General features: G+C 40.2%; 13 protein-coding genes. 9 read left to right on the plus strand and 4 right to left on the minus strand.

The genetic code is table 11. The annotated features are described in order from the left end of the window. The first annotated feature begins 309 nt into the window (after positions 1-309). Complete coding sequence (locus F907_RS07870) at positions 310-2412, plus strand: TonB-dependent siderophore receptor (RefSeq protein ID WP_228129556.1); 2103 nt, start codon at positions 310-312, stop codon at positions 2410-2412. A gap of 101 nt (positions 2413-2513) precedes the next feature. On the opposite strand, the gene F907_RS07865 is transcribed toward F907_RS07870, so the two are convergent. Further along, positions 2514-4088, minus strand: a complete 1575-nt coding sequence (locus F907_RS07865) for an ATP-binding cassette domain-containing protein (RefSeq protein WP_016652357.1) — start codon at positions 4086-4088, stop codon at positions 2514-2516. A gap of 618 nt (positions 4089-4706) precedes the next feature. Here F907_RS07865 and F907_RS07860 point away from each other — a divergent pair. Continuing rightward, positions 4707-5750 carry a 3-deoxy-7-phosphoheptulonate synthase gene (locus F907_RS07860; protein WP_016652358.1) on the plus strand — a complete coding sequence of 348 codons (1044 nt, stop codon included), beginning with the start codon at positions 4707-4709 and terminating at the stop codon, positions 5748-5750. Between the two features lie 53 nt (positions 5751-5803). On the opposite strand, the gene F907_RS07855 is transcribed toward F907_RS07860, so the two are convergent. Together F907_RS07855 and F907_RS07850 are read right to left on the minus strand one after the other, a co-directional pair. Next, the gene (locus F907_RS07855) at positions 5804-6724 is read right to left on the minus strand and encodes an alpha/beta fold hydrolase (RefSeq protein WP_016652359.1); all 921 of its coding nucleotides are present in this window, start codon (positions 6722-6724) and stop codon (positions 5804-5806) included. Then, positions 6724-7284, minus strand: coding sequence for a PadR family transcriptional regulator (locus F907_RS07850; RefSeq protein ID WP_016652360.1), 561 nt, complete (start codon positions 7282-7284; stop codon positions 6724-6726). The genes F907_RS07855 and F907_RS07850 overlap by 1 nt, the downstream gene beginning before the upstream one ends. A 124-nt stretch (positions 7285-7408) precedes the next feature. Between F907_RS07850 and F907_RS07845 the strand changes: the two genes are divergently transcribed. The 4 genes from F907_RS07845 to F907_RS07830 all read left to right on the plus strand — a co-directional run bounded on the left by F907_RS07845 (position 7409) and on the right by F907_RS07830 (position 11774). Next, positions 7409-9433, plus strand: coding sequence for an NADPH-dependent 2,4-dienoyl-CoA reductase (locus F907_RS07845; RefSeq protein WP_016652361.1), 2025 nt, complete (start codon positions 7409-7411; stop codon positions 9431-9433). Positions 9434-9506: 73 nt separating this feature from the next. Further along, positions 9507-9914: a nuclear transport factor 2 family protein gene (locus F907_RS07840; RefSeq protein WP_016652362.1), complete on the plus strand. Its 408-nt coding sequence runs from the start codon at positions 9507-9509 to the stop codon at positions 9912-9914. Between the two features lie 39 nt (positions 9915-9953). Next, entirely contained in the window at positions 9954-10673 is a 720-nt protein-coding gene (locus F907_RS07835) for an SGNH/GDSL hydrolase family protein (RefSeq protein WP_016652363.1), read from the plus strand. A 15-nt stretch (positions 10674-10688) separates the two neighbouring features. Next, positions 10689-11774 carry a YheT family hydrolase gene (locus F907_RS07830; RefSeq protein ID WP_016652364.1) on the plus strand — a complete coding sequence of 362 codons (1086 nt, stop codon included), beginning with the start codon at positions 10689-10691 and terminating at the stop codon, positions 11772-11774. A 57-nt stretch (positions 11775-11831) separates the two neighbouring features. Here the strand turns inward: F907_RS07830 and F907_RS07825 are convergent, their stop codons facing one another. Next, entirely contained in the window at positions 11832-12323 is a 492-nt protein-coding gene (locus tag F907_RS07825) for a hypothetical protein (RefSeq protein WP_016652365.1), read from the minus strand. A gap of 368 nt (positions 12324-12691) precedes the next feature. Here F907_RS07825 and F907_RS07820 point away from each other — a divergent pair, with 368 nt between their 5' ends. From F907_RS07820 to eno, 3 genes are read left to right on the plus strand one after another with little or no spacing between them, the layout of a single operon-like run. Continuing rightward, a complete protein-coding gene (locus F907_RS07820) occupies positions 12692-14323 on the plus strand; it encodes a CTP synthase (protein ID WP_016652366.1) in 1632 nt (543 codons plus the stop codon). Between the two features lie 33 nt (positions 14324-14356). Beyond that, positions 14357-15214: a 3-deoxy-8-phosphooctulonate synthase gene (gene kdsA / locus F907_RS07815; protein ID WP_004653722.1), complete on the plus strand. Its 858-nt coding sequence runs from the start codon at positions 14357-14359 to the stop codon at positions 15212-15214. A gap of 45 nt (positions 15215-15259) precedes the next feature. Next, entirely contained in the window at positions 15260-16549 is a 1290-nt protein-coding gene (gene eno, locus F907_RS07810; RefSeq protein ID WP_005275229.1) for a phosphopyruvate hydratase, read from the plus strand. Positions 16550-16563: the final 14 nt, after the last annotated feature.

A 16563-nucleotide genomic window follows, 5' to 3' on the forward strand; every position in this document is an offset into this window, starting at 1 on the left:
TTTATTAAGCATGGTATATACCATGTTTAATTTTTTGAATAAGAAAAGTAAAGCAACATAAAAGCACTAGGTTATGCTAATTATTCCGATTAAATAAGCAAAGCTATGATAAGCCTGAATTTAGGCACAAAGAGGCTACTTTTACGGCCTGTTATGAAAATCAGGCCGACAGAATACTGCTACGATTGATAATGATTTTTATTTTCATTGTTACAATCGAGTGTGTTCATGGAATCCCTAGCTTCCACCAGAAAAATATTTTCTCCCAAAATTTTAGTATCAGCGATTTCCTTGGTAATTGGTTCAGATGTGTGGGCAGCCGACACAGCTAATACATTGCCTACAATAACGGTTAAAGCTGAAGACAATCGTGATCGTTATACCGTTCAATCAAGTCGAAGCTCAACCAAACTCAATTTAAATTTAAAAGACACCCCACAGAGCTTAATAGTGTTTACTCAACAGCAAATAGAGGATCAGAATTTAACTGATATCAGCAGAGTTTTAGAGGAAACACCTGGGGTAAGTAAAAGTCAGCATGGACAAGAAGGTGCTGGCTTTTCAGATTATTATGCTCGTGGTTTTAAGCTTAATAATTTTATGCGCGATGGTATTCCAACCAGTGCGGCATCTTTTGGTGGAGCTTATAACATTGGTTTGGAGGACACGGCCATTTATGACCGTATCGAAATTTTAAAAGGTGCGTCAGGTTTGCTTGGGGGGGCTGGTAATCCGAGTGCAAGCATTAATTATGTTCGTAAACGTGCGACTGAAGATACACTAGGTTCCATTAAAATTCAGGCTGGCAGTTGGGATCGGTACCGTAGTCAGTTTGATGTATCAGGTGGGTTGAATACAGATAAAACCTTGAAAGGACGATTGATTGCGGCACATTCATCAGGTGGCAATCAGCAGGATCGTTATCATAAAGATTCAACCTTACTCTATGGTACGGTAGATTATAATTTCAGTGATCAGACGATATTAACAACCGCACTAAGTTTGCAACAAAATAAAATCCACAATGCTGCACAACATGGTTTTCCATTTGTGAGTGGGGATGGTTTGAAGCAGACGACCTTTGGACCAAGAGATAATCCAGCAACTAATAACTCAAATCTTGCGGTAAATAATTTATATGCATTACTGGGTGTAGAGCATCAATTTAATTCAAATTGGAAAGGGATGATTAACTATAGTTATTCCAAAACTGACAGCGATCAAATTAGAAACATAGCAGGCTATACTTTAAATTATCAAGATGAAAAGGGTATCGCCAATGGTACTGACTGGGAGGGTAACCCGATTATCTTAAAGCCTGGGGAAATGAGTGTTCATGGAAGTAAGTTTATAAGTACACCAGAAGTTCATGCAATTGATAGTTTTGTTTCAGGGCAGTTTCAAGCACTTGGTCGCGAGCATGAATTAAGTTTTGGGATCAATGGATACAAAGTAAATGCCAATGATCCTGCATATAAAGTTTGGCAATTTTCATCTAGACCTATCCAAAACTACCATGGCGATGTGGGAGACTATATCAACTTGACGCCTATTGGGCGGACGATAACCGATGAATATCAGATTGGTGGATTTGCCTCGGCCAAACTACAGTTAGCAGATCCAGTAAAACTGATTTTAGGCTCACGTTTGAGTAGTTGGGAGCGCAAAAATACAGGTACTGAACAAAAACAAAGTCATATCTATACGCCTTATGCAGGTTTGATTTTAGATATAAATGATCAGATCTCTGCATATGCAAGTTATACCTCTATTTTTAATCCATCTACTCGAAAAAATGTTACAGGCCAATTCTTAGATCCAGAAGAGGGAAATAGTGCAGAAATAGGCTTAAAAGCAGAATTCTTTGATCAGCGCTTAAATACTAATCTTGCTTACTTCGAAACCAAGCAAGATAACTTTGCTGTCAGAGATGGTGAGAAGTTTACCACCGATGGTGAATTTGCTTATATTGCAGTCAATGGTGCCAAGGTAAAGGGCATAGAGTTATCGGTTGCTGGTGAATTAAGTCCTTATTGGCATATTTCTGGTGGATATACTTACACAGATGCAAAAGATCGGGATGGAAAAACCTTAACAACAGCTACGGGAAGTTCACTTCCACGGCAGACGCTGAAGTTGTTCACTAATTATCAATGGGATAAATTGACATTAGGGGCTGGGGTGAATTGGCAAAGTGAAATTTTTGATACACGTGCACGCGGCGTAGCAACTCAGTTTAATCGACAAGATGACTATGTTTTATTAAACCTAATGGGGAGATATCAGATCAATCCAGATCTCAGTATTGCGGTCAATGTTGATAATGTCGGAAATACAGTTTATAAAAGAACGGCAATCAATACTTGGGGGGAGCTACGTAACTTTATGGCAACCCTTAATTATAAATTTTGATTTAACTTTTTTGAATTGTAATGCAATTGTGTTGATTTAAATGATTGTTTTATTCAGGCATGAACATGGTTATGTCATGCCTGAATTTGAAAATAAAAAAACTATGTCAAGACATAGGATGTGGTGATTCCGCATTCTTCAACAAAATTCTTATCATGCGACACCAATATCACAGCACCGTTAAAAGAATGAATTGCTTGAGCCAGTAATTCACGAGATTCGATATCGAGATGGTTTTCGGGTTCATCTAAAAATAACAGTTCAACCGCTTGTTGCTTTAACGCAAGCAAAGCCACTTTTAAGCGTTCACCGCCACTTAAATTTCTTACAGAGCTAAGGGCTTTATCTCTACGAATTTGTAAGTTGCCCAAGAGGGTGCGTGCTTGTTGCTCAGTCAGATCGGGGTTAATACCACATAAATATTCAACGGCAGATAGACTTTCATTGAGTAATGAAAGATTCTGAGCCAGATAAACAGAGCTTACTTTGCAATAAATCTCTCCTGCAAGTGGCGGGATTAAGCCTTGAAGGGTTTTGAGTAAAGTGGACTTACCGGTACCATTTGCGCCACTTAAATGCAATTTTTCACCAGTCGATAGCGCTAGATCAATTGGCTGTGTTTTTGCGTAAGCAAGCTGTAATTGCTGGCAGCGTAAAATCTCACCTGATTTCCCCGTCTTTTGGCTAAACTCAAAAAATTGTGATTTAAGATGTTCCAGTTGCGTTTGTTTTTGCTGTAACTCATCTTTGGCATCTGCAAGTTGTTTGCTTTGTTGTTTTCTGAGGTGAGAAAGAGATTTCTCGGATTGTTCTTTCTTGGCATCTAGTAAGATGGGGGCTTGAGATCCAGAGGCTCTTAACTTTTCACCAGCTTTTTGACGTTTCTGCGCTTTCATCTGGCTTTGATGCTGTTGCTCTTTTAGTTGTTTTAACTCGCGTTTTTCTTGCTGAACAGCTTGGGATAAGGCTTCGACCTGCAACAGTTGCTGCTGTTGATAAAGCGTATAATTACCACCGTAATAGTGTAAACCTAACTGATTTAAAGCAAGAATGCCTTGTACATGTGCCAATAGTTGTCGGTCATGACTAATGATCAGTCCACCCATTCGGTGTTGAGACATTTGTTGGATCAGCCATTCACGTCCTTGGTTATCTAAGTGATTGCTTGGTTCATCGAGCAGCAGGTAATGATCTTTGAGTAAAAATAAGCGGCATAGCGCGAGTTTGGTTTTTTGACCCTCGCTTAAATGCTGAATGGGTGTATCAAGGTTTATGGGTAAGCCTGCACTTTGCAAAAGCTGCTGCCATTCTGTGGGTAAATGCCAAAGCCCTTCAACCTGATCATAATCTGTAAAAGTTGCCGTACCTTGCTGGATTCGCTCAAAGCATCCGTTTAAATCTTCAATATGCAAAGCTTGAGCGATAGTATCTGCTTGTACGCGCTGAAGCTGAGTTAAATATTGATGTGGGCATTGCCAAGAAATTTGGCCTGAATAGGGCAACTTAGATGCCATTTGTTCATGCAGAACAGACATCAATACTGATTTGCCTTGACCATTACGCCCGACCAGTCCTGTGAACTGATGTAATGGAAGTTGAAAGCTAAGCCGATCAAACAGTTTTTGCTGGGCTAATTCAAGGGATAGGTTCGAAATAATACATGCCTGTTGAGTCATAAGAAACCTCATAAACAGGATATGCAAAATAGAGAAATCGAGATAAGTTTTAGAATAAAGAAGCGCTAAACGATAGCTAAGTCTATTTTGCACATCAAAAAGAAAAATGAACTTTGATGATGGAAATAGAACTTACTTCATTGGCGTAATCTCAAATTGGTTTATTTTTACACTATTCTATGGGGGAACTGGCGAAAGGTCAAACTTTAAGGTTTTGAAGATAGCATTAAAAAAATATAAAAAGTGCTTGTCAAATGCTGAAATAGTGCGTAATTTAATAGTTAGACACCGTTTTTTAGATATTTGAAATAAATATGTTAAAGCATACTGTAAAAACCAACGCATACTTTTACTTTTGGCAATATTGATCGTTGCCTGATGCGTTTCGGGCAGCAAAAAGGTTGCCCAACCAGTTAATACCTGATCGGCAACACCGATCAGGTTTTTTTATGCTTTAACAATCAAGATTTTAGGAGAAATACCATGTACACATTTAACTATTCATATTTTAGCAAGATTTCTTGGTTTTACTTTGCAAAAAAATCAACATCGCTTAGATCACACTTGCTCAAATAAATGATAGGACTGCGAAGAAAGTCAGTCCAGAGGAATTGAAAAATGAATGCTTTAAATACTGCTTTGACACAACCACAAACACATACAAAAGAATCAATGCTTAGCTTGCCATCACAACTCAAAGCGCAGTATCCCTTGTCTGCAACTTTAGCGCAGCAAATTTCAAAACATCGCCAAACGATTCAGAATATTTTATCAGGACAAGATCATCGTTTAATGGTGATTACAGGCCCTTGTTCGATTCATGATCCTATTGCTGTCCTTGAATATGCGGATCGACTACAACAACTACAAGAACAAGTTAAAGATCAGATCTTTCTAGTAATGCGCGCATATATTGAAAAACCACGTACTACAGTGGGTTGGAAAGGTTTCTTATACGATCCAAATTTAGATGGATCATCAGATTTACAACTCGGTTTAGAAAAATCACGTCAGCTTTACTTACAACTGATTGAAAAAGGCTTACCGATTGCCAGTGAAATTTTAAGCCCAATGGCTACAGGTTATTTTGACGACCTATTGGCTTGGGGGGCAATTGGAGCACGTACCAGTGAATCACAAATTCATCGTGAAATAGCAAGCCATATGCCATACAGCATTGGCTTCAAGAATGGTACAGATGGCTCGATTCAAATTGCTTTGGATGCGATTCAGTCTGCACTCAATGGTCATCAATTTTTAGGTATGACACAGCAGGGTTTGCCCGCGATTCTGCATAGTGAAGGTAACCCATTACCACATTTAATTTTACGTGGCTCAAATCACGGTACTAACTATGACTTGGCTTCGATTCAGGCAATGCATTTCAAACATAAACATTTACCTGCATTAGTGATCGACTGTAGTCATGGCAATAGTGGTAAAAATCCATTAGTACAACCAGAGGTTCTACAGCAAATTATTGCAGAACGTGCGGAATCTAAAGTGCGTGGTGTGATGATTGAAAGCCATTTAGTCGATGGCAATCAAAAGATTTCCTGTGATATGACTTACGGTCAGTCAGTTACTGACGGCTGCTTAGGATGGGATAAAACGGAACAGGCCTTATTGGATGTTGCGGAAAAAATGAGATTGAAGAAATAACTTGCAAATAAAAAAGCCAATCTGAATTGATTGGCTTTTTTATTTATGCGGAATTAAGCCGCGTGAGTTGCTTGAGCACTAAGGAAGTGTCCAATTTCCTGACTAAATTTTCTAGGTTCGGTAATCAGTGGTGTATGTCCAGAGCGCTCGAAATAAATTGCAGTGGCATTCGCTAAGCTTTCGGCAATCAGGGTTTGTCCAGTTTCTGGGTAGAGTGTAGATTCACGGCCAATAAAGAACGTTGTTGGGCAATTCAGCTGACTGATGGCTTCGCGATAGTCTTCATCATGATTTAAATAATTTTCGACATACCAAAGTAAGTAATCAAGGCGTTGAATTGGCAGTAAATATTTCTGTAAAAAAGGGCGGTTTAGTGCAAGCTTGAAGATCTTGGGGCTATAATTATTACTACCTTGAAGTTCAATGAAGGCACCCCACAAGCTTACAAGATTGTAGCGAATATCATTCGGTAGATCTTCAAGCTTTTGGGCATGTGTATGGTTGAGTAATAATGTTTGAATCTCAAGTAGCAGCTTTTTAAATTGAGGATTTTTGGTACCAAATAAACCATATTGCCAAGATTCATCGACTGCAATTTTAGGGGTTTGATCAATATGCAAGTAGGCCTTAAGTTTTTCTGCTAAACCGCCATGTTTCATACCATGCATGGCTGTTGTTGCACCCATGGAATAACCCATCAAGATAAATTGATCCAGCTTTAATTGTTTGATCAGTGCATCTACATCATTCCAGTGGCTTGAAATGGCATCCAAGTCTGGGATGGCACAATTTTTTGAACCGCCAAAACCACGCCAATCGGGGATGATAAACTCATACTGTTTGCGATTGGCAAACAAGAACGGGAGCCACTGCCAGCTTTGCATTCCCAACCCCGATAAAACCAAGACAGGTTCACCTTCGCCGACACGTCGTACAAATAATTTTTCCTGATCTGGCATGGTATAAAATGGCATTATTTTTCTCCAATCTTGTCCGCTTCCTCAAACTTTCTCAGCTGAGGAATCATTTGTTCCAACCATTTTATCCATTCACTTTCTGTAATGATACCAAGTTCGAGAATCATTTTATGAATGAATAAGACACGGTTGGTTGGTTCACTATTTTTAAAGTCTTTATCATGGATGGCTTGATAAAGGCTTAATTTTTCCTTATGTATCGATAAATGGCGTTCCAATTCCGGCAGAATGGTATTACCGTCGAGTTGAGCTTCCGCTCTTAACCTCACCATAAGGTCATCGCGTAATTGCGCGGGTTCGCTTTGTTGTTCAATCCATGCAGCGAGTTCTATTCTTCCAAGTTGCTCAACTTGGTAAGTTTTTTTTCGGCTATTCGCAGCTTGTTCTTCTAATGTAGAAATCCATCCTTTTTTCAGCATCCCATTGAGTTCTCGATAGATTTGCTGATGAGTCGCATTCCAAAAGAAGCCCATTGAACGGTCAAAGCGACGAGCCAACTCGAAACCTGTACTTGGTTTTTCGAGTAGACTGGTCAATAAAACATGGGCGAGTGACATGATGTTCCATAATAAAAAATGACTCACCAGAATTATGCAATATGTTGCATAAAAATCAAATCTTGTTTATAACTTTATGCAACAAGTTGCATTAGCTAGCAGAGTGCGAGCCAAAGGAGAAACCATGTCAGCTTATCCACATTTATTAAAGCCACTTGATTTAGGCTTTACCACTTTAAAAAACCGTGTGCTTATGGGGTCTATGCATGTTGGCTTAGAAGAAGCACCACAAGGTTATGAGCGTATGGCTGCATTTTATGCTGAGCGTGCCAAAGGTGATGTGGGATTAATTGTCACGGGTGGTATTTCTCCCAATGATGCAGGTCTTACCTTTGCCCACGCATCGAAGCTAGACAGCATTGCGGAAGCGGAAAAGCATAAAGTCATTACTGATGCAGTACATGAGGCTGGTGGTAAAATTGCAATGCAGATTTTGCATACTGGGCGTTATTCCTATCAGCCTGAGATTGTAGCACCTTCTGCTATTCAAGCGCCGATTAACCCGATTAAACCCAAAGCACTGATTTCTGCGGAAGTACAACAAACCATTGATGATTTTGCCAACTGCGCCAAGTTGGCTCAATACGCAGGTTATGATGGTGTGGAAATCATGGGGTCGGAAGGCTATCTGATCAATGAGTTTATTGCTGCACGTACCAATCATCGTGATGATGAGTGGGGTGGTAGCTATGAAAATCGTATTCGCTTTCCGATTGAAATCGTAAAGCGTACCCGTGATTTAGTGGGTGAAAACTTCATCATTATTTATCGCCTATCAATGCTGGATTTGGTTGAGGGTGGTTCAAGTTTAGAAGAAGTCATTCAGTTGGCTAAAGAAATAGAAAAAGCTGGTGCAACCATTATCAATACAGGGATCGGTTGGCATGAAGCGCGTATCCCAACGATTGCGACCAAAGTACCTCGTGCGGCATTTACTTGGGTGACGGAGAAGCTAAAAGGCGAAGTTTCAGTTCCATTAATTACCTCGAATCGTATCAATACACCTGAAATGGCCGAACATGTTTTAGCTTCTGGTCAGGCTGATATGGTGTCTATGGCGCGCCCAATGCTAGCTGATCCTGAGTTTGTATTAAAAGCAAGTGAAGGCCGCAGTGATGAAATCAATACCTGTATCGGTTGTAACCAAGCGTGTTTAGATCATATTTTCTCAATGAAAATTGCAACCTGCTTAGTGAATCCGCGTGCTTGCTATGAAACAGAGCTTATTTTTAAAGAAACCAATGCGGTAAAAAATATTGCAGTGATTGGTGCTGGCCCAGCGGGTTTAAGTTTTGCAGTATACGCTGCAAGCCGTGGGCATAAAGTCAAAGTCTTCGATGCAAGCAATCAAATTGGTGGTCAGTTCAATATTGCGAAGACCATTCCGGGCAAAGAAGAGTTCTACGAGACCTTACGCTACTTTAAACGTCAAATTGAATTACAACCCAATATTGAATTAGTACTTAACCACACTGCAAGTTATGACGAGCTGAGTCAGGCGAACTATGATGAGATTGTGGTTGCGACAGGGGTAACACCACGTCAGCTCCATATTGAAGGTATTGATCATCCAAAAGTGTTGAGCTACATCCAAGTGTTGAAAGAGCGTGTACCGGTAGGCAAGCGTGTTGCCATTATTGGTGCAGGTGGTATTGGCTTCGATACCGCAGAATATTTAACCCATGAAGGTGACAGTGGCAGTTTAAATCCTCAGAAATTCTATGCCGAATGGGGGATTGATACAGCTTATGAGCATGTCGGTGGCTTAAAACCAGCAACGTTGGAAAAATCAGAACGAGAAATTTATTTATTACAGCGTAAGGCTGCTGCAGTAGGTGCTGGTTTGGGTAAAACAACGGGCTGGATTCACCGTACTGGCTTAAAGCATCGTGATGTAAAAATGATTGCAGGTGCCAGCTACGACAAGGTGGATGATCAAGGCTTGCATATTACCGTTGATGGTCAGAGTCGAGTGCTTGAGGTCGATAACGTGGTGATTTGTGCAGGCCAAGAGTCTTATACTGCAATGTTCGACCAACTGAAAGCAGAAGGTAAAAATGTTCACCTGATTGGCGGTGCCAAAGAAGCGGGTGAATTAGATGCCAAACGAGCAATTCGCCAAGGTGCTGAGTTAGCAGCCATATTATAAAACATTGATGAGCATTTTCTTTTAGGAGGGAATGCTCATCAACCGATCCATCAAATCACAAGGAAAAATAACAATGACACTCGAAACAACAAAACAGGCTTTGGAAAACTGGCATCACATGATTAAAACAGGTGACTTATCGAATTTAAATGATTTGTTGGCTGAAGATGTCGTATTTCGTTCTCCCGTTGCTTATAAGCCTTATGAAGGAAAGCATGTGGTTTTCTTTATTTTGACCAACGTCATTCAGGTTTTTGAAAACTTCACTTATTACCGCGAATTCTATACTGAAGATGGGGAAAATGTGGTGTTGGAGTTTAGTGCCGAAGTTAGTGGGAAATCGCTCAAAGGTATTGATATGGTTCGATTTAACCAACAAGGGAAAATCATTGATTTTGAAGTGATGATTCGCCCAATGAGTGGTTTAGCTGCGTTGGCTGAGAAAATGGGTGCAAGATTTGCAAAATATCAGCCAAGCTAATCTCGCTAAAATAGCCTAAGTAATATTGAGACTCTTGTAATGTGGTTAAAGCTTTCAACTTTTGCATTACTTCCTATACTTCTTATACAAGGTATGAAAGTTCGGAAGAATACACCTCGTCTTTTAGAAGCCAGTGGTGATCGGGAGGGCTCTGTTGGCAATGGTAAACCGCTTTCATTGCTTATCCTTGGCGATTCGGCGGCGGCTGGGGTTGGTGTTGAAACGCAGCAAGATGCTTTGTCTGGAGCGATTATTTCCCAGTTGCAGCAGGACTATTTGTTGCAATGGAAACTACATGCTAAAACAGGTGATACCACACAGCAGGTTTTTCAGGCAGTGCAACAGTTAGAACAGCAGTGCTATGATGTTGTAATCACTTCAATTGGTGTCAATGATGTGACTAAACTGACCTCTGCTAAATCGTGGATCAAACAACAAAAGCAACTATTCACCTATATACAGAGCCAATTTCAACCTAAACTCATCATTGTATCAGGTGTGCCGCCGATGCAGCATTTTCCAGCGTTGCCTAATCCATTGGCTTGGTTGTTTGGACGATATGCACAACAGATGAATCAGGCATTACAACAGTGGTTGGCACCACAGCCACAGTTTCAATTTATTCAATATGATCTTGAAACTTTTCAGGCACTGGATTTGCCAATGGCAAGTGATGGTTTTCATCCAAGCAAAGAAATCTATGCCATTTGGGGACAACAAGTCGCAGCTTTGGTGCGACAAACATTTACTCATCCTTAGAGGTGGCGGTTGAATATGAGTTTATCTACTTTAAATAAAATTAGAGTTTTAGGTTCAGAACTATTTGATTCGGTACTTGGTGCAGAACAGCCCAAAATGTATTATGACCCGAAAGGGAAAATTAAAGATGTTTTGGAAAAGTTGCCTCAGTTAAAGCAGAAATATCGCCCGACACCATGGCTCAGTAATACACATGTACATCTCCTTTATTTCGATGTGATTCGGAAAAAAACGGTTAAACTCGAATACGATCATATTGAGCAACTTCAAATGCAGGATGGTGGTATTACTGCCATTGCTTGGTATGGCTATGATTTGCCCGTAGATACACCAACCGTTGTGATTATGCATACCATTACGGGGACACCTGCGAGTATGCGAGAGTTGGTTAAAGACTTACACCAATATACGGGTTGGCGAATCGCGTTGTGTCTGCGCCGTGGGCATGCAGGTTTACCAATGCCTGTACCGCGTATTTCCCTGTTTGGTTCGACCAGTGACCTTAAAGAGCAACTGGCTCATATCCAAAAGTTGTTTCCATCATCTGACCTGTATGCCGTCGGCTCTTCTGCGGGAACGGGACTTTTGGTCCGCTATTTAGGTGAGCAAGGAACGGATACGCCATTTAAGGCTGCGTTTGCAATGTGCCCAGGCTATAACACCGAAATGGGCTTTAAAAATGTACATCCTTTTTATAGCAAAATGATGACCAAAAAGTTATTTAAATATTTCATTTATCCTTATCAAAATACGTGGCAGCAGGTTGCTTCGATTGACAAGGTCTTGGCAACGACAAGTTTGGAGGAATTTGAAAAAGAATATTTTGAAATGGCTGGGTTTCAGGATTATCAAAGTTACTGTCAGGCAATTAATCCAATCTATGTCTTCGAGAATGTTAAAATTCCCTTGATGATATTGAATGCTGAAGATGACCCAGTCTGTTCAATCAAAAACTTAGAACCTTATAAAGGTGCAATTCAGCACATGGAGAATATTGCAGTTGTGACGACGAAAAAAGGAAGTCATTGCGGTTTTTATGAAAGTTTCAGTGTGAAATCTTGGGCTTCACGCTTGATGGCTGATTTTTTTAAAAATTATTAAATTGATCGAAATAAAAAAGCCAGTTGAAGTTAACTGGCTTTTTTTGCAATTAAAAGATTAATTGTTTAACGCTGGAGTTGCAGCAGCAATTGCAGCAGCGACAGCATCATCTTCACTTTGAGCTGGTGTTGAAGATTTTGGTGCTTTTGCTGTTTGTGCTTGTTCAGTCTTCGCAGGTTTTTGCTCAGCTTTTACAGCTTGTTCAGTTTTTGGCTGCTCTGTTTTAGCTGGTTTTGGTTCTTCAGTGCGTGGAGTCTCAGTCGCAGTTGAATTCTCTGTTTGAGCTGGACGAGTTTCACGACGAATTTCTGTGGTGGTATTCGGAGTTTGTTCACGCGTTGTTTCAACAACAGGTGCAGGAGCTTCGTGTTTATCAACACTTTCTAAAGATTCAAACTCTTGGATTTTTGCAGGTTCAGGCTGAGTTTGGCTCTCGGTTGCTGCCTGTTCTTGCTGCTCTTCGTTTTTAGGTTCTTCTTTTTTGACACAAGCAGTTAATAAAAGACCAGTCGCAAGTGCTGCACAAATTAAAAGTTTTTTATTCGCCATTGCTAAAACAACATATTAAATAAGGACGCAACAATTATAACAGTAAATGAATGTGAAGAAATCACTGTGTAATGCTGAGTTTGTTTATATTTTATAAAAGCTTGCAAATTAGCAGATAGAGGCCGAGACGTTGTAAACGAGAAAAAGCAGATTTTTGCCATATTTTTTCATGAATTTGAGTCACTCGACTGAATATCTGTATGAAAAATCCACAAAACCCGTAAATTTTTATCGAAAATGCTGATAGAATAACCAGTTGTTTATAGTTCTTTGAATTGATGCGGTTTGACTTTGCTTTATAGGGGCAGAGTACAGTAAAATTGCCCAACATTGTAGGCCGATTTCGGCTCGATTGTACGAGAAACTCAATGACCCATTTTATTTTTGTCACTGGTGGTGTGGTTTCATCACTAGGTAAAGGTATTTCTGCTGCTTCTGTTGCTGCACTTTTGGAAGCTCGTGGCTTAAAAGTCACAATGGTAAAAATGGATCCATACATTAATGTCGATCCAGGTACCATGAGCCCATTTCAGCACGGTGAAGTTTTCGTCACAGAGGATGGTGCTGAAACTGACTTAGATTTGGGATATTACGAACGTTTCTTACGTCGTGCGAAAATGACCAAACTGAATAACTTTACCAGTGGTCGCGTATATCAGGACGTTTTAAATAAAGAACGTCGTGGTGATTACTTAGGTGGTACGGTTCAAGTTATTCCACATATTACAGACAACATTAAAGAACGTGTACTTCGCGCAGGTGAAGGCTACGACGTTGCAATCGTTGAGATTGGTGGTACGGTTGGTGATATCGAATCACTTCCATTTATGGAGTCAGTACGTCAATTAATGGTAGAGCTTGGTCATAAACGTACTATGCTCATGCATTTGACTTTATTGCCATATATCAAATCGGCAGCTGAGCTCAAAACCAAGCCAACTCAACATTCAGTGAAAGAGCTTCTTTCAATCGGGATTCAGCCAGATATTTTGATCTGCCGTACTGAATACGATGTTGATGTTGATACTAAACGCAAGATTGCATTATTCACAAACGTGGAAGCACGTGCTGTTGTGGTATGTAAAGATGCAAAAACAATTTATCAAATTCCACGTACATTCTACGAACAGAATGTTGATGACTTGATCTGTGAACGTTTTGGTTTCAATGATCTTCCAGAAGCAAATCTTGAAGATTGGGATAATGTGGTTGAAGCATTATTGAACCCTGAATACACAGTTCGTGTTGCAATGGTGGGTAAATATGTTGAACTTCCAGATGCTTATAAATCTGTGAATGAAGCACTTCTACATGCTGGTATTCAAAACCGTGTCAAAGTTCAGATTGATTATGTCAATGCTGAAGAGCTTGAACAGCAAGACATTAGCGTTTTAAGTACTGCTGATGCGATCTTGGTGCCAGGCGGTTTTGGTGAGCGTGGTACTGAAGGAAAAATGAAAGCCATTCAGTATGCCCGTGAAAACAAGATTCCATTCCTTGGTATTTGTTTAGGTATGCAACTGGCTGTGATTGAGTACGCATGTAATGTTGCAGCAATGCCTGAAGCAAGCTCAACAGAATTTAACCGCTCAACCAAATATCCATTGATTGGTTTAATCACTGAATGGTTAGATGAGCGCGGTGAATTACAACAGCGTAGCCTTGAGTCTGACTTAGGCGGTACCATGCGTTTAGGTGCACAAAAATCTGAATTGGTTGAAGGCACGAAGACACGTGAAGTTTATGGCAAAGCCGAAATTACTGAGCGTCATCGTCATCGCTATGAAATGAATGATCGTTTTATCCCAGCACTTGAACAAGCAGGTATGAAAATTTCAGGTTATTCATCAGTACAACATTTAGTTGAAACTGTAGAAATTCCTGAACATCCTTGGTTTATTGCTGTACAATTCCACCCGGAATTTACAAGTTCACCACGCGATGGACACCCATTATTTGCTAGTTTTATTGGGGCTGCTAAAAATCAGCACCAAAAGTAAGTACTGAGTTTTGAATAAACTGGGAAAGTTTAAATGTCACAATTAAAACCACAAGAAGTTGTACGTTTAGGCGATATACAAATGGCAAATCATTTGCCATTTGTATTATTTGGCGGAATGAACGTATTAGAGTCAAAAGATTTAGCCTTTGAAATTGCTGAAACTTATGTTGATATTTGCAAGCGCTTAGATATTCCTTATGTGTTTAAGGCGAGCTTTGATAAAGCAAACCGTTCAAGCCTGAACTCTTACCGTGGACCAGGTCTTGAAAAGGGAATAGAGTGGCTTGCTGACATTAAAAAGCATTTTAATGTGCCAATTATCACAGACGTTCATGAGCCTTACCAAGCAGCGCCTGTTGCTGAAGTTGCCGACATTATCCAACTTCCTGCCTTCTTAAGTCGTCAGACTGATCTTGTTGAAGCAATGGCAAAAACTCAAGCCATTATCAATATCAAAAAAGCACAGTTCTTAGCGCCACATGAAATGCGTCATATTTTGCATAAGTGTTTGGAAGCTGGGAATGACAAACTCATTCTTTGTGAACGTGGTTCAGCATTCGGCTATAACAATTTGGTTGTTGATATGCTTGGCTTCGATATCATGAAAGAAATGAATGTACCAGTATTCTTTGATGTCACTCATGCATTGCAAACCCCAGGCGGTCGTGCAGATTCTGCTGGTGGTCGTCGTGCTCAAATCACGACTTTAGCGCGAGCAGGTATGGCGACGGGTTTAGCTGGGTTGTTTTTGGAAGCACATCCAGAACCAGAAATTGCAAAATGTGATGGACCATGTGCATTGCGTTTATCTCAGCTTGAGCCATTCTTGGCACAATTAAAAGAATTGGATACTTTGGTTAAAGGATTCAAGAAGTTAGACACCCATTGATGCAATAACTTGCATCTTGTTTTTCATTCAACAGAGGAATTGTTCATGAGCCAAATCGTTGACATCCGCGCACGTGAAATTTTGGACTCTCGTGGTAACCCAACCATCGAAGCAGACGTTATTTTAGAATCTGGGGTTGTTGGTCGTGCATGTGCACCATCTGGTGCTTCAACTGGTTCTCGTGAAGCTTTAGAACTTCGTGATGGCGATAAAGCACGTTATTTGGGCAAAGGTGTTAAAACTGCGGTTAATAACGTAAATACGATTATCCGTGACGCTTTAGTGGGCAAATCAGTATTTGAGCAAAAAGACATCGATAATACGATGATCGAACTTGATGGTACTGAAAACAAAGAAAAATTAGGTGCTAACGCAACTTTAGCCGTTTCATTGGCTGCTGCTCGCGCTGCTGCAGATGAAAAGAAAATTCCTCTTTTCCAATATATCGCTGATCTTCGCGGTCAAACGACTTTGACCATGCCTGTACCAATGATGAACATCATCAATGGTGGTTCGCATGCAGATAATAATGTTGATATTCAAGAGTTCATGATTGAGCCTGTAGGCTTCACGTCATTTGCTGAAGCATTACGCGCTGGTGCTGAAATCTTCCATTCGCTAAAATCAGTTTTAAACAAAAAAGGTTTAAACACTGCTGTGGGTGATGAAGGTGGTTTTGCACCAAACTTGCGTTCAAACGAAGAAGCAATCACTGTTATTCTTGAAGCGATTGGCCAAACGGGTTACAAAGCTGGTTCTGATATTATGCTGGCACTTGACTGTGCATCTTCAGAATTCTACAAAAATGGTCAATACGTGCTTGCAGGTGAAGGCAATAAAGCATTCACAAGCAACCAGTTCTCTGACTATTTGGCAGGTCTTGTAAACCAATACCCAATCATTTCGATTGAAGATGGCCTAGATGAGTCTGACTGGGAAGGTTGGAGCTACTTAACCTCAATCCTCGGTGACAAAATCCAATTGGTTGGCGACGATTTATTCGTAACCAATCCTAAGATTTTACAACGTGGTATTAATGAGAAAGTGGGTAACTCGATTCTGATCAAATATAATCAGATTGGTACGTTGACTGAAACTCTAGATGCAATCTATCTTGCGAAAGCAAATGGTTATAGTACTGTAATCTCACATCGTTCTGGTGAAACTGAAGATTCAACCATTGCAGACTTGGCAGTAGGTACAGCAGCGGGTCAAATCAAGACTGGTTCACTTTGCCGTTCTGACCGCGTAGCGAAATATAACCAATTGCTTCGTATCGAAGAATTAACGAAAGCAGCTTACCGCGGTAAAGCTGAATTCAAAGGTCTAAAATAAGGTCAATTTCTCTA

This window comes from Acinetobacter colistiniresistens (assembly GCF_000413935.1).
GTDB classification, from domain to species: domain Bacteria; phylum Pseudomonadota; class Gammaproteobacteria; order Pseudomonadales; family Moraxellaceae; genus Acinetobacter; species Acinetobacter colistiniresistens.